Origin of the sequence: Gemelliphila asaccharolytica, assembly GCF_001553005.1 — a bacterium.
In the GTDB taxonomy this organism is placed as follows: Bacteria; Bacillota; Bacilli; order Staphylococcales; family Gemellaceae; genus Gemelliphila; species Gemelliphila asaccharolytica.
The window spans coordinates 1-20,421 of the sequence record NZ_KQ959906.1 but is presented as its reverse complement, the minus strand read 5'-3'; the positions used below and the strand labels follow the sequence as shown (position 1 = coordinate 20,421).

The window sequence follows — 20,421 nt, the reverse complement described above, 5'->3', positions numbered from 1 at the left end:
GTAAATTATCACTTACAGTAGCAGCAGAAATCAGCTCTGATGGAATGTTAAAAGATGAAGCAACAGCTACAAAATTAACTCCTCCCCCAATATAAGAAGCACTCATCATACCTGCAATATGGTTTAAAACTGGAATATGGTTACGAAGTAAAACATAACCGACAGCAGCCCCAATCATAGTACCTAAAGAACTAATCAAAAATATAATGGTCATTCTTCCACTTTCTCTCCAAATTTGCTTAATATCACAATGAAAAAGTAAAATAGGAATAGAAAGAGGGACAACATATCCCCAAATAGAATCATAAACTTCTGACTCATAAGGAATAACATTCAAATTACTAAGAAGAGCAGCTAAAACAAGGGCGATAATAGCTCCGCTTATTTTTTGAGCCCATGTAAATTTATCTTCTAAATAAATGCTAATAGCAGCTATAAGCAAAATTATAGCCCACAAAACCCAAGTATTATCCTGGCTAATCATAAGAAATCCTCCTAAAATTTATAATTATTAGATAATTATACTATATTTTTAAAAAAATGGTGGGAAAAAATAAAAAATTTTAAAGGCACTAAGAAAAATAATCTCAGTGCCAATTTATCAAATATTATTTTTTAAAAAAATAACTTCTATAAATAATAAAACCTATTAAAGTAAGAACTTCAGTTAAATAAGGAAAAACTAAATAAAGTTTTAAAGTTAAAGGAATACTCATTAAAATAGCTTGAACTAAAGTAGGAATAAAAAGAACTATAGGTAAAAACAAACTAATATTTGCCTTTTTAGCAAAATTAGAAGTAATAAAAAACCAAACTATTATTATCAGTATTGCTATCAGTCTAGGAACAGTAAAATTATACTCCCCAAAAAGACTTGCTGGAGAAAAAACTATAAGTAAGACCAAAATTAAAAAAATAGAACTTTGGACATTGTTAATGGTAGAAATTTTATAATAATTAGAACTTCTCAAAGTATAAATAACAAAATAACTTACAGCTAAAAAGGCAAAAATAAAAATAATTTGTAAAATATTAGCAGAAGCAAAAGGGTTAGCTAAAGCATTGTAAAAATAAAAAAATAAGTAAATAGAAAAATAAAAAAGAATTTTATTTTTTTCTCTAATATTAAACATTTTCTTCTCCTCATAATTAGTCATTGAATATTTACACTAATCATACTAAAAAAAATTAAAATTTTCTACTATAACGCAAAAATATCTTTAAAATAACTGTTTAATTAAAAATTTTCTTCTCAATGTCCATTTTATCTTATCTAGCAGGAAACTATTTCAAAACTTTTCTAATAAAAAGTAAAACGATTAAAATTTGAATTAATAAAACTATAATTAAAACTGCAAAAATCTCCCTCTTCACTAAAGGTGAGAATTTTTAAAAGAACTTGTTAATTGAGATTTTTATAAATTTGACAAATTTATATATTTAAATTACAATTTAATTACTAAGTAATGTTACTAAGTAATTTTTTCTTGGAAGATAAGGAGCGAAGAATATGGATAACAAAAAAACAGTTACTTGTTCATTTTCTATGGATAGAAAAACATATGATGCTTATAAAAGCATAGTAGTAAAAAATCATGAAAATGTAAAAGGAAATATTATCAGATATATGAAATATGTAATTGAATATGAAACTCCCAATATAGAAACTATAGAGGCTATTAAGGAAGTTAAAAACATGAAAAAAGATTCATCAATTGGGAAAACTTATGATAGTGTCGATGAAATGATGAAGGACGTATTATATGTACAAGATTAGACCGACTGTAAAATTTCAAAAAGATTTAAAAAAAATAAAAAAAAGAGGCTATGATTTATCATTATTAAAAACAGTTCTAGTGATTTTAGCTGGAGGAGAAAAACTACCTTATAAGTATAAAGACCATAGTTTGCTTGGCAATTTTAAAGGCTGTAGAGAGTGTCATATTACTCCTGATTGGCTCTTGATTTATGAAATTTCAGACGAGGAGTTAATATTATATTTAACTAGAACAGGCAGTCATAGCGATTTATTTTAAAAAGATAAATAAATTTTTAAAGTTAGGATATAAAAAAACAAAAAATAATTTTTGCTTTTAATATCCTAGCTTTTTTTTGGTTGTACAAGAAAAAATCTCCCTCTTCACTAAAGGTGAGAATTTTTAAAAGAACTTGTTAATTAATCTAATATAAAGTAAAATATTATTAGAAAAAAAAAGGAGAAAACAATGGAAAAAGTACACGTATTCAATCATCCACTAATTCAACATAAATTGTCATTTATTCGTGACAAAAAAACGAGTTCAAAAGATTTCAGACAGCTTACCAATGAAGTAGGAATGTTAATGGGATATGAAATAACAAGAGATTTACCATTAGAAGAAGTAGAAGTAGAAACACCAGTTGAAAAAACTACTTGCAAAAGATTGGCAGGTAAAAAAGTATTCTTTGTTCCTATCCTAAGAGCAGGACTTGGAATGGTAGAAGGACTACTTTCACTAATACCGTCGGCAAGAGTGGGGCATGTAGGACTTTATCGTGATCCAGAAACGCTTATTCCTCATGAATATTTTGTAAAATTACCAAAAGATTGTGATAAACGTCAGTGCATAGTAGTAGACCCTATGCTTGCAACAGGAGGAAGTGCTATAGCAGCAATAAATTCTCTAAAACTTAGAGGAGTAAAAGAAATAAAATTTATGTGCCTAATAGCTGCTCCTGAAGGAGTTGAAAAACTTCGCAAAGAACATCCAGATGTAGAAATATTTATAGCAGGATTAGACAGCCACCTAAACGATCACGGATACATAGTACCGGGATTAGGTGACGCAGGAGATAGAATTTTTGGAACAAAATAGCAAAAATTTTAATTATATCTAGAAAAAAGGAAAAGAAATTTTTTTTCAGAAAATACCTTTATCTAAACATAGCTGATTTTCAGTGAAAAAAGTTTAAAAAAATTTAAAATTAAAGAAAAAATTTAAAATTACTCTACTTAAAGCAAATAAATATATAAAAAAATTTTTTGATAAAATAAAATGAAAAAATATTATATAAAAAATAACTACAAAGAGAAATAAAAAAACAGTAACAAGTAAAAATAAATATCAACTTTAATCATAAAAAAAATTTTATAAGAATAAGATATTATAACAATATTAAGGCAGATATAAATTTTTTTAAAAATAATAATAAATTTTATTTGAAAACAACTTGAAAACGAAATTTAAAAATAATATAATAAGTTTGTATATTTGCTATATTACTACAGTATATTATACTAAAAATAATCTGAAAAGAGGTGAGAGATTAAATGCATGAACAAACATATCTCATCACAGAGCTATTTGGGACAGGAATTACTTTAAATATCCCTAGTGCAATAACAACTATTATAACGTGTATCCTAACATTTATTATAGTTAAATATTTAACTAGTAGGATAAAACTACGACCAGATAGCAAACGCCAAAATATGGCAGAGATGATTGCTTTTATCATAAAAGATAGTGCAATAAGTAATGTAAATTGGACTAAATATGGTAAAAGTTTATGGGGGTTAGGGCTTAGCTTAGCCTCACTAATAGCAGTTGCCAATATTATTGGGGTAATTGTAGAAGTTACATATGGTAACGTCATGTACCTAAACTCTGTAACAGCAGACTCTACATTTACATTCACTATGGCTGGAATGATGATATTATTTACTCATTACTATGGATTTAAACATAAGGGAAGTAAACATTATTTCAGAACATACGTTTCTGGAGGAGCTCTTCTTTCTCCATTCAAAGTATTAGAAGAGTTTGTTAATATACTTACTCTATCTCTGCGTCTTTACGGTAACATATACGCAGGAGAAATTTTATTAGGACTACTATCAACCCTTACATTATCAGGGATTGTATATGGAGTTCTGGGTATGGTTGGACTTATAACATGGAAGGCATTTTCTATATTTGTAGGTTTCATCCAAGCATACATCTTTACAATCATGGTGTTTGTGTATTTATCACACAAAGTAGAAGACGAACACTAAAAAACATAATTTAACAAAGAAAAATTAGGAGGTAAAATAAATTATGGGATTAATTGGAGCAGGATTAGCAGCAGGACTTGCAGCATTAGGAGCAGCCATAGGAAATGGTTATTTATTTGGTAGATATATGGACGCATCAGCACGACAACCAGAAATGGAAGGAAAACTAAAAGGTAGTGCAATCATGATGTTCGCACTTATCGAAGGTGTACCTATTCTTGGTATAGTTGTAGCTTTATTAATCATATTCCAATAATATGCAAAAAAAATAAAGTAAAAATATACTAAGATAGGAGAATGTTAGATATGAAAGAACTATTATTTTTAACTACAGAACATTCCTCTCATCAAGGATTTAATCTAGCAAACATAGCTGTTGATATAATAGCAGTCATTATTCTCTTTTGGGCATTATACAAATATGCTTGGGGGAAACTAATAAATATGCTAGATGAACGTCAAAAATTAGTAAATTCTCAACTAGATGATGCAGAAAAAAATCAAAAAGAATCACTAGCATTAGTAAAAGAAAATCAAGAAAAACTAGCAAAAGCACAATCAACAATCAAAGAAATGATGGAAAATGCACGTAAACAAAGTAAACTTGAAAAAGAAAACATCCTAAACGATGCAAAAACAGAAGTAGAATTACTAAAAGAAAATGCAAGACGTGATATAGAAGACGAGAAGAACAAAGCACTAGATGAGATAACAAAACAAATAACAGACCTTTCTGTACTTGTAGCAAGTAAAATCATCGAAAAACAACTTGACAAAAAATCTCAAAGTGAACTTGTAGAAAAAATTATAAAAGAGGTAGGGGATAAGTAATGAAAAGAACAGTTTTAGCAAATAAAATAGGCAAAACACTATTTAATGTAGCTAAAGAACATAACGAAGTATCATTAGTTGATAATGATTTAACAGCGTGTTTAGAAGCAATCAATACTGAAGCAAGCTTCATTACTTTAATGAATAACCCAAATATAAAAAAAGAAACAAAATGCCAAATAATAGATAAAGCATTCAAAGGTGTAAGCAAACACGTTGTAAATGTAATAAAAATTTTGGCAAACAACCTAAAAATAAATATTATATCTGAAGTAGTAGAAGTATATAAAGAGATAAGTAATATCTTCAGTAATAAAGCTTTAGTTAAAGTAGAATCTGTCTATAACTTATCAACTGAAGAATTAGAAAAACTATCAGGTACTATAAAAGATAAACTAAATGTAGAAAATGTTGAAATCAAAAACGAAGTTGATAAAAGCTTAATAGGTGGACTTAAAATTTCATACAATGGAAAAATAATAGACACCAGCATAAAAACAAGAATCAACGAAATAAAAAGAAAAATGTTAAACATTTAGTAAAGTTAAAAGTGAGGAGGGACATAGATGGCTATAAAAGCTGAAGAAATTAGTGCATTACTTAAATCTCAGATAGAAGATTATCAGTTTGAATTAAAGTCAACAGATGTCGGAACAGTTATAGAAGTTGGAGACGGTATAGCACGTGTATATGGTCTTAACGAAATCATGAGTGGAGAGCTTGTCGAATTTACCAAAACAGGAGTAATGGGACTTGCACAAAACCTAGAAGAAACAAATGTAGGGGTCGTAATCTTAGGACCTACAACAAATATCAAAGAAGGCGACGAAGTAGTAAGAACAGGTCGTGTTATGGACGTACCAGTAGGAGAAGAACTAATAGGACGTGTAGTAAATCCATTAGGTCAACCAGTTGACGGAAAAGGAGCAATAGAAACTAAAAAAAGACGTCCCGTAGAATCTCCAGCAGTCGGAGTAATGGGAAGAAAATCAGTATCAAAACCATTCCAAACAGGTATTAAAGCGATAGACTCACTTGTTCCAATCGGAAGAGGACAACGTGAGCTTATAATAGGAGATAGACAAACAGGGAAAACTGCAGTAGCAATAGACTCTATCCTAGCACAAAAAGGTCAAAATATGATTTGTATCTATGTAGCAATAGGACAAAAAGAATCAACAGTAAGAAGTGTAGTTGAAACACTAAAAAAACACGGAGCATTAGAATACACAATCGTAGTCACAGCTTCATCATCACAACCAGCACCACTTCTATACATAGCACCTTATGCAGGAGTAGCAATGGCAGAAGAATTCATGTTCAATGGTAAAGACGTAGTAATAGTATATGATGACTTATCAAAACAGGCAGCAGCATATCGTGAACTTTCACTACTACTAAAAAGACCACCAGGACGTGAAGCTTACCCAGGGGACGTATTTTACTTGCATAGCCGTCTTTTAGAAAGAGCAGCAAGAGTAAATGACGACTTTGGAGGAGGAAGCATCACAGCCCTACCATTTGTAGAAACACAAGCAGGGGACATAAGTGCATATGTACCAACAAACGTAATCTCAATAACAGACGGACAAATATTCTTACAATCAGACCTATTCTTCTCAGGAGTTAGACCAGCAATAAATGCAGGACTTTCAGTATCAAGGGTTGGAGGAAGTGCCCAAATAAAAGCAATGAAAAAAGTATCAGGAACTCTAAGACTTGACTTAGCATCATATAGAGAACTAGAAAGCTTTGCCCAATTTGGTTCAGACCTTGACCCAGCAACAAAAGCAAAACTAGACCGAGGAGAAAGAACCGTAGAAGTATTAAAACAAGACTTGCACTCACCAATACCAGTAGAAAAACAAGTAATGATACTTTACGCACTAACAAAAGGTTATCTAGATGACGTAGCAGTAAAAGATATTCATAGATTTGAAAAAGAATTATATGCATATCTTGACGCAAACCCATGCGAAGCAATAAAACACATACAAGAAACAAAAGATTTACCAAAAGAAGAATTAATGAACAAAGTAATAGAAGCGTTCAAAAAAACTTTCTCTTAAAATGAAAAGGCGGTGAATTAGTTGGCATCACTCAGAGATTAAAAACAAAAATAACCTCTACAAAAAAAACAAGCCACATCACTAAAGCTATGGAAATGGTATCAACATCAAAACTGATGAAAGCTCAAGTAAACGCAGTAAAATTTACTCCATACATGAGCAAAATAAAAGAAGTAATAGAAACAGTATTTTCTAATGACAGTACAAAAGAACATCCAATGCTAAAAAAAAGAGAAGTTAAAAAAACACTATATGTAGTAATAACAAGTGATAGTGGACTATGTGGAGGCTTTAACGCAAACATAATTAGAAACTTTGTTAATACTGTAACAAAAAGACATAAAACAAACGAAGAATATCAAATAGTAGCTATAGGAAACTATGGAAAAGAATTTTTCAGAAAAAATAATTTCCCTGTAGTACAGTCTTATAAAAATATTCCAGACGAACCAAGTTTCTCTGAAATAAAAAAAATAACAACCAAAATAATAAGCTACTATACAGAAGAAAAAGTTGACAAAATCTACTTACATTACAATCACTTTGTAAGTATGATATCTCAAGAAGTAACAGAAGCACAATTACTACCAATAGAAAAACCACAGCAATCAGCACCAAAAAGCGAAAATAAACTTTTAGGAATGTATAACTTTGAACCATCAAAAGCTACAGTCTTAAATATTTTATTACCTCAATATGCAGAAAGCATGATTTTTGGTAGTATATTAGACAGTAAAGCAAGCGAACACTCAGCACGAAAAACAGCAATGAAAAACTCAACAGACAACGCTCAAGCAATTATTGATAACCTATCAATAAAATATAACCGTGCTAGACAAGCAGCTATTACCCAAGAAATAACAGAAATTGTCGCTGGAGCAAGTGCAGCACAATAAAATAAATTATGAAAGGAGAAGCTACATTGGTAGAAGAAAACATAATGAACAAAGGTTATATTCTCCAAGTTACAGGTCCTGTTGTAGACGTGCAATTTGAAGCAGGACATATGCCAGACCTATTAAACGCTCTAGAAGTTTACATAGACAAAGGCAATGGTAAAAAGGAAAAATTAGTATTAGAAGTATCTCTACACATAGGAGATAACGCAGTAAGAACAATAGCTATGGCATCAACAGATGGACTTAGCAGAGGAGCAGAAGTAATAGACACAGGTTCTCCAATAAAAGTACCAGTAGGAAACTTTACACTAGGAAGAGTATTTAACGTACTAGGAGAAGCAGTAGACAACAAAGAAGCAGCAGGTGCAGACGTAAGAAAAGACTCTATTCATAGAGAAGCACCAAAATTTGAAGAACTATCTACAAAAGTAGAAGTCCTAGAAACAGGAATAAAAGTAATAGACCTATTAGCTCCATATATTAAAGGAGGAAAAATAGGACTATTCGGAGGAGCAGGAGTTGGGAAAACCGTCCTAATCCAAGAATTAATAAACAACGTAGCACAACAACACGGTGGTATATCAGTATTTACGGGAGTAGGAGAACGTACTCGTGAAGGGAATGACCTATACTATGAAATGAGTGACTCAGGAGTTATCAACAAAACAGCCATGGTGTTTGGACAAATGAACGAGCCACCTGGAGCTCGTATGCGTGTTGCCCTATCAGGACTTACAATGGCAGAACACTTCCGTGACGAAGCGGGACAAGACGTGCTACTATTCATTGACAACATCTTTAGATTTACTCAAGCAGGTAGTGAGGTATCAGCCCTATTAGGACGTATGCCATCAGCCGTTGGATACCAACCAACCCTTGCCACAGAAATGGGTAGACTACAAGAAAGAATTACATCAACTAAAAAAGGTTCTGTAACATCTATTCAAGCAATCTATGTACCAGCTGACGACTACACAGACCCGGCCCCAGCAACAACATTTGCCCACTTAGATGCAACAACCAACCTAGAAAGATCCCTAACAGAAATGGGTATCTATCCAGCAGTTGACCCACTAGCAAGTACATCAAGAGCACTTTCTAGAGAAGTAGTCGGAGAAGAACACTATGAAGTAGCAACAAGAGTGCAAAGAACATTACAAAAATATCGTGAACTACAAGACATTATAGCAATTCTAGGAATGGACGAGCTAAGTGACGAAGACAAAAAAGTAGTAGAAAGAGCAAGAAGGGTGCAATTCTTCCTATCACAAAACTTCCACGTAGCAGAACAATTTACCGGTCAACCAGGATCATATGTCCCAGTTAGCGAATCTGTAAAAGCATTCAAAGACATTCTTGACGGAAAATATGACCACATACCAGAAGACTGCTTCCGTCTTGTCGGAGGAATAGAAGACGTAATCGAAAAAGCAAAAAAACTTGGAGTAAACGCATAAATAGGAGGTAAGATATGAAAGTAAATATAGCTACCCCTAACGGTGAAATCTATAACTCAAAAGACATAAAAATGGTAGTCCTAAACACTCACAGCGGAAGCATAGGAATAATGAAAAATCACGAACCTACCGTCGCAACTCTAAAAATAGGAGTGCTAAAAATAGTCGACAACAAAGAAAAAAATCACTATTTTGCAGTAAGTGAAGGATTTAGCGAATGCCATAGCGAAGAAGTATCTATCATGGTTCAAACCGCAGAAGAAGCATCTAACATAGACAAACTTCGAGCAGAAAAATCAAAACAAAGAGCAGAAGAAAGACTAGCTAAAAAAGAGCAAGGACTTGACACCAAAAGAGCAGAAATATCCTTGCTAAAAGCAATAACACGCTTAAAAGTGGCAGAATTAAAATAAAAGCTACACAAAAATAACTATAATCCTTAAGAAAATCATCACTCAAAAAATCACTTAACCAGATGATTTACTTAAAATACAAATAAACCAAGAAATTTTTTATAATTTCTTGGTTTATTTTTTATCAAAAAAATACCCTCTTTTAAAAAACTTTTAATACGCAAAACAAGGAAAAACATTAAACCTATAAAAAGGAGAGAGAAAGGCGACAGAAAGTAAGCCGTTAGAAAAGAGAGCTTTGAAAAAAATTTCATTTGATTATATTTTAAAACTAAAGGAAATAAAAATTATTTAACAAGGCATTTTTTCATAAAAAAATAATAACTATATTCTAGCTCATTTGCTAAAAAAATAAATAATTAAAAATAAGACTATTTTAGCATTGATTATGAAAAAATTTATAAAAATCCACCCCCTTAGTTTTTCATAGAAAAATGTGAAAACTAAAAATATCATTATTTTAAAACATTAGTATATAAAAATATACTCTAAAACAAAAAAAAAAAAAACGAATAGTGTTTATAATATCTAGTTTTCAAGGGGTCTTGTGAAAAAAAGAAAACATTTGAAATATAGCCAAAAAACTTGACATTAGTCCCTTTTTTTATTATTCTGTTATATACAATGATAGACAAAAAATACTATGGAGGAATTATGGTAAAAGTCAAAAAAAATAATAGAAATTTTGAAGTTAAAAAATATATCAAAAAAACCACACCAGCATTAATGTCACTATTAGTGGCAACAAGCTGTTTGAATGGAGTTCACTACCCAAAAAACGCCTACGCAAGTGGAGTGACTCAAAAAATAAATACTGGTGACGGGGGAGTGAAAGTACTATACGCAAATAATGGACTAAACCCATTAAATTTTAGTATAGGTGACGCTGCTATATATGGACATAAAAATGTAGAAGACGTTGTTAAAATAAGTGTAACTTTCCCAAAAAATAATGGGCAAAATGACTATGGACCAGAGAGTAAAAAGGTACATATTAAATATGAATTTAATAGTAATAAAGGTGCTTACTGGGCAGGTAGACCATTTTACTGGTTCTCTTTACCAAAAAATGTTAAAGAACCGTCAAACATAAAAATCACAAATGCTAAGGGTCACTCTGATAGTATTCAAAACTGGCGTCAATGGACAACAAACACAAGATTTGTAGCTAGTAGATACCAAAATATGGAAGATGCTATTAAGCAAAATGAAGGGCATCCACATGACTGGGGAAGATTTAACGACCGAACAGAAGAATACCAAAAAGGTTTCAATGGAAGTCTTAACTATCAATTCAATAGAATGCTAGACGAACAAGACGGAGGCTGGTTTGACGAAAACGGAGGAACTAGAAACTTCGCCAAAAGCATAAGAAACAACTCTAAAAGTATTTATATCGACTGGGAACCAAGAGGAGATGGCAAAGTAACTATAGAAGTAGAAACAGAAGTAATGTTCCCACTGAAATCAAACACTCTAGACTTTGCAGCGGGAGCATTTTCAGTCTTAGGTAATATCAGAATTGCCAACATGCAAACAGTGACAACACCTCACTACATTACCTACGCAGAAAAATACCCTCTAGACACTCCAGAAATTATGGAAGTAGACAATCCAGATAAAATAGGGAAAGATGTTCAAGAAAAAATAAAACAAGCTATTTTAGATAAAAAAGAAAATGCAAGTAAAAAACAATACTTAGTAGAAGATGGTAAATATGACGGCTACAAACAAATAGAAGTCAAAGATAATGGCGACACAACTATCACTTTTAGAGATTTAAGTCAGCAAACAATCGCTGGAAGTAGATTAGTAACTAAACACGTCCCTTATAAAGACAGATTTGGTATAAAAATTCCACAAACAACAGAAGTGAAAAATACTTCTAAGCTAGAACAAAACGAAATAAATGCCGTAAAAGAAGCTATCTTTGATGCTAACAAAGATAATAAAGAATTTATAAAAGGTATTGGTGGGGAAGATAAAAAAGATAGTGCTATAACTGTAACTGAAAAAGGTGAGGCAACTATTAAGTATATAGATGGTACTAAACACGAAATCGAAGCCAACAAACTCGTAACTCGCTACATCCCACTATCAGAAAAATATGAACCTTTAATCTCGGTTACAACTGGAGTAGTAAATAAAGACAGTTTAACTACAGCAGAACAGGAAAAAGTTAAACAAGTATTAGTTGAGATTAATAAACGAGCAAATCATGCAATTATAGAGCAGCTGCAAGGCGGTGAACAAGGGATACAAGTAGATAGCAAAGGTAAAGCAACTTTAACTTATAAAGATAACTCTACAGACACAATAGACCCAAGCAGACTAATATATCAAATACCTAAAATGAATGAAAGATTCACGCCAGTACCGGGGAACAGAACAGCAGTAGATGATGACCAAAATGTAAAAGATGAAGAAAAAAGAAAAATAATAGAAGAGCTTAAAAAAGCAAATCCAGATATATTTAAAAATGGAAACTTGAAAAAAGATAAAGGTTTAGACAATTCAGGAGTAGAATTCGACTCTAAGGGAGAAGCAACTTTCCATTACGCTGATGGAACAACTAATAAAATATCAGCTAGTAGACTACTTTACAAAAAAGGTGGTAGCTCTACTTCACCAGGTACAGAACTAAAAACTAATGGTCAATTTAAATATTATCTAACGCCGATAAAAATAAAAAGTTGGGACGATCTTAAAAAAAACAGAGAGGGATTGTGGGCTGACGCAGCAAGACGCTTTGTTTTCGACAATTATACTTGGAGTGGCAAAATATCTAAATTTGAAGACTTTAAAAAAGATGTCATTTTAAACAACAAGGGGGGAAATGTTACTTATCAAGGTGGCTGGGAAATTTATAAAGATGGAAGAATTTACACTCCTGTTGCTGGTACCTCAAATATAAAAATACATAAAGATTTTGGCGATATGGGTGTAGAAAAAATCATACAACAGGCTTCAGAAAATTTGGAATTCAGAAGTGCAGGGAAATACGGTGGAGAGGACTTAAAATTCCAAATATCTAAAAATGACCTTTTCTACATAGACAACCCATTTGACAAAGAAAAAGCAAAACAACAAGCTGAACAAATAATAGAAGATCTTAAGAAAAAAGGTTTGTCTGAAGATGATGCTAAAAAACTTAAAAAACAATTAGAAGATAAAAAAGACACACTAACTCAAGATAAAGTAGATGAAATTATAAAAGAAGCAGAACAAAAATCAAAAGAAGGAAAAGAAAAACAAGACCTTGATAAAGCTAAGCAAGAAGCAGAAAAAGAAATAGGAAATCTTAAAGACCTAGACAATAAAGAAAAAGAAAAACTTAAAGAAGAATTAAAACAAAAAACTACTCCTGAAGAAGTTAAAAAAGTAGTAGATAAAGCACGAGAAGAAGATTCTAAAGCAAAAGAAGCAAAAGACAAGAAAAAACTTTTAGACGAAGCTAAGAAACAAGCAAAAGAAATAATAAAAGGACTTAAAAATTTAGGAACTAACGAAACAAATAATTTTAATACACAAGTAGACAGTGCTCAAGATGAAAACAAAATCAATGAAATTGTAGAAAAAGCAAAAGCACAAGACAAAGCTAATGTAGATAAAAAAGCATTAGACGAAGCTAAGAAAAAAGCAAAAGAAATAATAAATAAACTTCAAAACTTGTCTAACGAAGAGAAAAAACAATTCACAGAAGATAATAAAGGCTCAGTCGATAAAGCAAAAACAAAAGAAGAAGTAGAAAAAGAAATCAAAAAAGCACAAGAGCTAGACAAACAAAATAAACTTAAATTAGACCAAGCCAAAAACAAAGCAAAAGAAGATATCGGTAAACTAAAACATTTGAGTCCAGAAGAAAGAAAACAATTTAACGAAAATATTGATAAAGCTAAAGACCAAACAGCAATAGATGATGAAGTAAAAAAAGCACAAGAAAAAGATAAACAAAATGCAAAATCAAAAGCAATAAACGATATCAATAATTCTGGCTTAACTGAAAAAGAAAAACAACAAGCTGAACAAGATATAAATAACGCAGGTTCAACTGACGAGATAGACAAAAAAGCAGAAGAACACCTTAAAAAAGCAGCAGAAGAAAAAGCCAAAAAAGAAAAAGAAGAAGCCGACAAACTAAAAGAAGAATATAAACAAAAAATAGAAAATACACAAGGCTTAGATAAAACAGAAAAAGAAGACTATAAAAATCAGATAAACCAAGCCACAACAAAAGGGCAAATGGACTCTATAGTCGAAATGGCACAAGCCAAAGCAAAACAAAAACAAGCAAAAGAAGAAATTGACAAACTATCACATCTAAACAAAAAACAAAAAGAATCATTAAAAGATAATATAGATAACTTGATAAGTGACACTGACATAAATAATGAAGTAAGTAAAGCAAATGACCTTGATAGCAAAATGGACACTTTACAAAAACTTGTAGCAAAAACAGTAGAACAAGATGTGAAAGACAGATTAAATAATGCAAAACAACAAGATAAAACAAATTATGAAAAAGCATTAGCAGAAGCGAAAAAAGTATCTGAAAAAGAAACAGGAGTTGATGCTGATTCTAGCACAGTTGAACAGTTGACTAAGGATTTAGAAGAAGCAATTAATAAATTAAATCCAAGTAAACCAAAAGTAAAAATTGATATAAATAAAGAAGCTTTAAATAAAGAAATAAAAAAAGCTAAAGAATTAAAAGAAAAAGATATTTATAAAAATTCTGAAACAAAACAAAAAACAGATTTTGAAAGCAAATTAAAAGAAGCTGAAAAAATAGCAAATGATAATAATGCTACTCAAGACAAGGTGGAACAAGCATTAGCAGACTTAATTAATGCAGAAAATAATTTGAATGGTAAATTCAAATTAGAAACTAAAGATTCTACCCCAGCTTTAGTAGGTGTTAGCGACAATGATGGAACAAAAGTAGAAAAAGAAACTGATAAAAAATCTATACTTGACAAAATTAAAGATATGCCAAAAGACGCAGTAACAAGCATAAGCCCAGTAAAAACAGATAAAGGGAAAAAAGTTGTAACTGTAACTGTAGTAAAAGATAATGTAAGTCAAACTATAGATATACCAATTAAATCAGACACTACAAAACCAACTGTACAAGTAACTAATGAAAATCAAGATATTTACAAAACAGAAGAGTTCAAAGAAATGAAAATTACTGCGACAGATGAAAATCTTGATACTACTAAAGATTACATAACAGTAGAAGGATTAGATAATAATAGTTGGTTGACTTATGATAAAGCTACTAAAACTATCAAACTTAAAAATGGAAATACTGTACCAAAAACAGCTACAACAACGAAAGTAACTATTAAAGTAGTTGATAAAGTAGGAAATGAACAAACAAAAGATGTAAATATCACAGTTAAATCACAAGCTGATAAATACAAACCAAAAGCTAAATCAGACACTCCAACAAGAAAAGTAGTAGGAGAAAAAGTAAATTCACCAAAAGACTATGTAGAAAATACTGATAAAAATACTCAGTTACCACAAGGAACTACTTTCAAATGGAAAGAAAATAACACAGAAAAAGATGAAATAACATTAAATGAAGTAGGAAATGATAAAGAAAAAGAGGTAGTTGTAATTTATCCAGACGGAAGCAAAGAAACGGTTAAAGTTAAATTCAACGTAGTAGCTGATATAAACCTTACAAAACAAGATGATAAACCAGTTTATTTAAATGAAACTTTAACTAATAATTCTGATATTAAAGCAGAAAATCAAGAAAAAGTTAAAGCAAAAGTTAAAGGAATACCAGACGGAGCAACTGTAACTTATTCTAAAGTCACTAATAAACAAGGAAAAAATTATGTAACTGTAAAAGTATCTAAAGACGGAGTAGAAAAATCACTAGAAATAGAAGTTTTAGGAGATGTTACAAATCCAACAATTACAGTAGCAGGAGATAATCCTACAGTTTATAAAAAAGAAGGCTTTGGAGAAATTACTTTAACACCTGCTGACGATAATTTAGCAGATGAACCTATTGAAGTGAAAGATTTACCAAATTGGTTACAATATGACAAAGCAACTAAAACTATAAAATTTGCAAATGGAACTACAGAAGTACCAACAGACGCAACAACTAAAAAAATAACTGTAACTATAAAAGATAAAGCAGGAAATATTGCTACTAAAGATATAACTATCACAGTTAAATCACAATCTGAAAAATATAGTCCAGAGTCAATCACTAAAGATACTAAGAGTGTAGTAACAAAAACTGTCGGAGATATAGCAGGTAATCCTAAAAACTTTATAAAAGAAAATAATAAATTACCAAATGGAACTACTTTCAAATGGAAAGATGGTAATGCAGATACATTAACTCTTAATACAGTAGGAAAAGACCAAGAAAAAGAAATTGAAATAACTTATCCAGACGGAAGCAAAACAACGGTGAAAGTTAAATTCAATGTAATTGACAAAAAACCAGACGTACCGACAGTAACTGCAAAAGATAATGGAGATGTTACAATTAAACCAGCTCCAAACACAGATAAAATATCAGTTACTTACACACCTACTAATGAAAATGCAGAAAAAACTGTAGAAATAGAAAAAGATACTGATGGTAAATGGAAAATTCCAGCTGAATTTAGTCAAAATGATAGTGGAGAAATAACAATACCTGATACAGTTACTAAAAATAATACTGCTGTAAAAGTAAAAGCGTCTAATGGAACAAGTGGTTATACAACAGAAAAATCTACTACTATAACTGCTAAAGAATTACAAGAAGTTAAAACTCCAGTTACTATAGCAGGAAGTGATAACAAAGATACAGATGTAACAGAAAATAATAGAAAACTTATACTAGACAGTTTAACTAGCGACCAAAAAGGTGAAGCAAACGCAAGTATAGAGCAAGATGCTAAAATCAAAGAAGAAGCTGGTAAAAAATATGTAGAAGTAAAATTAGAATTTAAAGATAAATCTACAAAAGTTATAAAAGTACCAGTAGTAGGAGATAGCACAGCACCACAAGTAGAATTATCAAATGATAATCAAACAGTTTATAAAAAAGAAGGATTCACAGAAATAAAAGTTAATGCTACTGACAGTAACTTAGCAGACAAACCTATTGAAGTGAAAGATTTACCAAATTGGTTACAATATGATGAAACTGGTAAAACTATAAAATTTGCAAATGGAACTACAGAAGTACCAACAACTGCAACAACAACAACTGTAAAAGTAATAGCAAAAGACAAAGTGGGTAATACGACTACTAAAGAAATAGTTATCACGGTTAAATCACAAAGTGATAAATACTCTCCAGAAACATTAACAAGTGACGGAAGTAAAATCAAAAAAGTACAAGGTGAACAGTCAAATGATGCTAAATCTTATGTTAAAAATGCAAAAGATTTACCAAAGCAAACAAAATACTCATGGAAAGACGAAAAAGCAAATCCTAAATTTGACCAAGTTGGAGAAGTTGAAAAAACAATAACTGTAACTTTCCCAGACGGAAGTGAAAAAGAGGTTAAAGTTAAATTCAACGTAGTTGACACTAAACCATCTGAACCTGCAGTGGCTGCACTTAAAAATGGAGATATAACAATTACCCCATCAGCAGATAGCGATAAAGTAGTTGTGGGATACACTCCAAAAGATTCAGATCAAGAAAAACTTGTAGAAGCGAAAAAAGATCAAGGTAAATGGAACCTACCAGAAGGCTTTAAAGAAGAAAATGGTAAAATCATCATTCCAGATGAAATTACTAAAAATAATACTACTGTAAAAGTAAAAGCCTCTAAAGGTACAAGTGATTACACAACAGAAGTAACAAAACAATTAAGTAAAACAGAACTTTTACCTCCTTTAAAAGCAACAATCTCAGGTTCTGACGCTAAAGATACTGTCTTGACAAAAGAAAATGCAGATTTAATTATAGCTACATTAACTAATGCCCAAACTGGCGGAGGGGTAGCAAGTATAGCAGACGGAGAAAAAATCAAAGAAGATGCTGACGGAAGCAAATATGTGGAAGTAACTTTAACATACGATGACCAATCTACAAAAGTTATAAAAGTAAAAGTAGTAGGAGATAGCACAGGTCCAGTATTTGAAGGATTAGGTGACGCAAGTGTTAAAAAATATGAAACATTCAAACCTATCGAAATCAAAGCTACTGACGCAGGGTCAGCGTTAAGAGATAATGAACCATATGTGGTAGAAAACTTGCCAAGCTGGTTAGAGTTTGACAAAGCTACAAACAAAGTTAAATTAGCAAATAACTTGACAAGAGTGCCAAAAGAAGCTACTACAGTTAAATTCAAAGTAAAAGCTTTTGATAAATTTAATAACGTTACAGAGCAAGAAGTGACAGTGACAGTAAATGAGGCAGAAGAATTTACATTTGAAAAACCAGTAATCATCAAAGGAAAAGACAAAGATAAAGAAAAATTATCGCCAGAAGATGAAAAAACTATTCTTGACGCAGTTCGTGGTACAAACAAACTAGACGGAGCAACTCCAAGCATTGTAGATAAAACTATAAAAGTATCAGGAGATGAATCTAGTGTAGATGTAACACTTACTTATGACGATAATCAAACTAGAGTTATAAATGTCAAAGTAGAACAAGACGCTAAGTTGAAATTCGGCTTACACTTACCAAGTGAAAAAGTAGAAGTTAACGACATAAATAATCTAAATCAAGTAGAACAAGCCAAAGTACTAGAAAAAGTTAAGTTGGCAAATAGCGACCTTAAAGAAAAAGATGGATATACTTATACTATTGTAGCAGTTACAGGACAAGATAAGAAAGCAGGTACTGTGACAGTTAGCAAAGATGGTAAAGTAGTAGGTGAGCTGCCTGGAGAAAGACTTGTAAAAGAGCGTGATATTACTAAATATGATGTTGCTTTACCAAAAGTGAAAGTTCAAGTGGAAAACAAAACTAACTTGAAAGCTGATGAAAAAGAAAAAGTGAAAGAAGCTTTAGAAAATGCAACTGACACTAAAGGGGTTAGCAATAAAGATAAATTCCCTAAAGGAACTAAATTAGAAGTTCAAGGTGACGGTACAGTTATAATATCTTATCCAGATAAAACTACTAAAACAATTTCAGGTAGTGATCTTGTAGATGGTCCATCACCTTATGTTAAAACAATAGCAGAAGAAATGACTCCAAAAGTCCCAGCTGAAAAAGTGAAAGTTGCAAATCCTTCATCACTTGATGATAAAGAAATTGCAAAAGTTAAAGAAAAAATACTAGAAGCAAATAAAGATACTTTCCCAGCAAATACTACTGTGGAAGTAGCTAAAGACGGAACTGCAACAATCACATACAAAGATGGAAGTAGTGATACAATCAAAAATACTGATTTAGTAGAAAAAGCAAAAGAAAAACTAACAGATGCTAAACAAAATCCAGCTGTTAAACCAAATGCTAAAGTGGAAGTTGAAGATAGTAAAAAACTTACAGATGATGAAAAAGCTAAGGTAAAAGAAAATGTTAAAAACACTAACCCTAAAGCTAAAGATATAGTAGTAGGTACTGACGGAACAGTTGAGATTACATATCCAGATGGAAGTGGAAATACTATCAAACCAGAAGACACTGTGGTTCAAAAAGCAGGAAAAACTCCAAAAGAGAGCGAAGCTGTTAAAAATCCTGCAAAAGTTCCAGCTGTAAAAGTACAAGTTGCAGATACAACAAAACTTACAGCAGAAGAAATAGCAAAAGTAAAAGAAGAAGTAACAAAAGTAAATCCTAATGCTACTAAAGTAGAAGTATCTTCTAATGGAACTGCAACTCTTACTTACAAAGATGGTAGTGAAAACATAGTGGCAGGAGAAAAATTAGTTGAACAAAAAGCAAAAGGAAAAACTTTAGCAGAAACTGTAGAAATATTAGTTCCTGATGTGAAAACTGAAGTTATAAATCCAAATAGATTAAGCACAGCTGAAAAAGAAAAAGTTAAAGAAAACTTAAAAGCTAAAAATGCAGGTAAGTTAGATTCAGCTAATATAACAGTTCAAAACAATGGAACAGTAACAGTAGAATTTGCTGACGGTTCTGCAAAAACTATAGATGGTGAAAAACTTGTAACTAAAAAAGCTGATGATGGTAAACTAAAACCAACTATAGCAGATTTAACAGATGTAGACGCACCAATTTATACAAAAGTAGCAGAATATGGAAAACTTACTGAAATAGAAAAAGAAGCTGTTAAAAAAGCAGTAATCGAAGCTAATGGTGGCGAAGATGGAAAATTAAAAGATGCAGATATTAAAGTTTTAGGTGATGGAACAGTTGTAATAACTTACAAAGATAAATCAACTGACATAATACCAGCAGATAAAACTGTTAATGTAGGTCAAAGTGGAAGTGAAGCTTTAGTACAACCAGCATTACCAGAATATCCATTAGATAAGTTAAAACCAGTAGCAGATGACTTCATCACAGAAGAAACTCAAAAAATTAAAGATGAAATAAATGACAGCAACATCTATTCAAAAGAAGAAAAACAAAAAGCATTAGCAAAAATAGATGAAATGGTTAAAAAAGCAAAACAAAAAGTTCAAAATGCTGAAAATGATGACAAAGTCTTAAACACAATAAATGAAGTACTGCAAGATGCTAAAGAATTTAGTAAAAATATAAAAGAAAATAAATTAGCAGAAATTGCTAAAGCAAAAGCCGAAGCAAAAGCAGAGATA

The 20,421-nt window shown here is 31.2% G+C and carries 13 protein-coding genes and 1 pseudogene; 12 read left to right on the top strand and 2 right to left on the bottom strand.

The features are described from left to right. Both HMPREF1871_RS06125 and HMPREF1871_RS05445 read right to left on the bottom strand, forming a co-directional pair. The coding region (locus tag HMPREF1871_RS06125; protein ID WP_157058078.1) for a DUF819 family protein at positions 1-484 on the bottom strand (484 nt) is incomplete at its 3' end. A 124-nt stretch (positions 485-608) separates the two neighbouring features. After that, entirely contained in the window at positions 609-1,133 is a 525-nt protein-coding gene (locus HMPREF1871_RS05445) for a hypothetical protein (RefSeq protein ID WP_066130960.1), read from the bottom strand. A 377-nt stretch (positions 1,134-1,510) separates the two neighbouring features. Here HMPREF1871_RS05445 and HMPREF1871_RS05440 point away from each other — a divergent pair, with 377 nt between their 5' ends. From HMPREF1871_RS05440 to HMPREF1871_RS05385, 12 genes and pseudogenes are all read left to right on the top strand, one after another. Next, positions 1,511-1,777, top strand: a complete 267-nt coding sequence (locus HMPREF1871_RS05440; RefSeq protein ID WP_066130957.1) for a hypothetical protein — start codon at positions 1,511-1,513, stop codon at positions 1,775-1,777. Further along, positions 1,764-2,036, top strand: a complete 273-nt coding sequence (locus HMPREF1871_RS05435; protein ID WP_066130954.1) for a type II toxin-antitoxin system YafQ family toxin — start codon at positions 1,764-1,766, stop codon at positions 2,034-2,036. The genes HMPREF1871_RS05440 and HMPREF1871_RS05435 overlap by 14 nt, the downstream gene beginning before the upstream one ends. 189 nt (positions 2,037-2,225) lie before the next feature. Continuing rightward, positions 2,226-2,855 (top strand): uracil phosphoribosyltransferase, encoded by a 630-nt coding sequence (gene upp / locus HMPREF1871_RS05430; RefSeq protein ID WP_066130951.1) that lies wholly within the window; start codon positions 2,226-2,228, stop codon positions 2,853-2,855. Between the two features lie 455 nt (positions 2,856-3,310). After that, positions 3,311-4,036, top strand: a complete 726-nt coding sequence (gene atpB, locus HMPREF1871_RS05425) for a F0F1 ATP synthase subunit A (RefSeq protein WP_066130948.1) — start codon at positions 3,311-3,313, stop codon at positions 4,034-4,036. A gap of 43 nt (positions 4,037-4,079) precedes the next feature. Next, positions 4,080-4,292 carry a F0F1 ATP synthase subunit C gene (atpE, locus tag HMPREF1871_RS05420; protein ID WP_066130946.1) on the top strand — a complete coding sequence of 71 codons (213 nt, stop codon included), beginning with the start codon at positions 4,080-4,082 and terminating at the stop codon, positions 4,290-4,292. A gap of 50 nt (positions 4,293-4,342) precedes the next feature. Further along, entirely contained in the window at positions 4,343-4,867 is a 525-nt protein-coding gene (gene atpF / locus HMPREF1871_RS05415; protein ID WP_066130942.1) for a F0F1 ATP synthase subunit B, read from the top strand. Then, the gene (atpH, locus tag HMPREF1871_RS05410; RefSeq protein WP_066130939.1) at positions 4,867-5,406 is read left to right on the top strand and encodes an ATP synthase F1 subunit delta; all 540 of its coding nucleotides are present in this window, start codon (positions 4,867-4,869) and stop codon (positions 5,404-5,406) included. Before atpF ends, atpH begins: the two co-directional genes overlap by 1 nt. A 27-nt stretch (positions 5,407-5,433) precedes the next feature. Then, positions 5,434-6,936, top strand: coding sequence for a F0F1 ATP synthase subunit alpha (gene atpA / locus HMPREF1871_RS05405; protein WP_066130936.1), 1,503 nt, complete (start codon positions 5,434-5,436; stop codon positions 6,934-6,936). A 21-nt stretch (positions 6,937-6,957) separates the two neighbouring features. Then, positions 6,958-7,832 (top strand): annotated as a pseudogene (atpG, locus tag HMPREF1871_RS05400) (ATP synthase F1 subunit gamma). Between the two features lie 44 nt (positions 7,833-7,876). Then, positions 7,877-9,292: a F0F1 ATP synthase subunit beta gene (gene atpD / locus HMPREF1871_RS05395; protein ID WP_066131011.1), complete on the top strand. Its 1,416-nt coding sequence runs from the start codon at positions 7,877-7,879 to the stop codon at positions 9,290-9,292. Between the two features lie 14 nt (positions 9,293-9,306). Beyond that, positions 9,307-9,705, top strand: a complete 399-nt coding sequence (locus tag HMPREF1871_RS05390) for a F0F1 ATP synthase subunit epsilon (protein WP_066130930.1) — start codon at positions 9,307-9,309, stop codon at positions 9,703-9,705. Between the two features lie 654 nt (positions 9,706-10,359). Next, the coding region (locus HMPREF1871_RS05385; protein WP_066130927.1) for a MiiA motif-containing surface protein at positions 10,360-20,421 on the top strand (10,062 nt) is incomplete at its 3' end.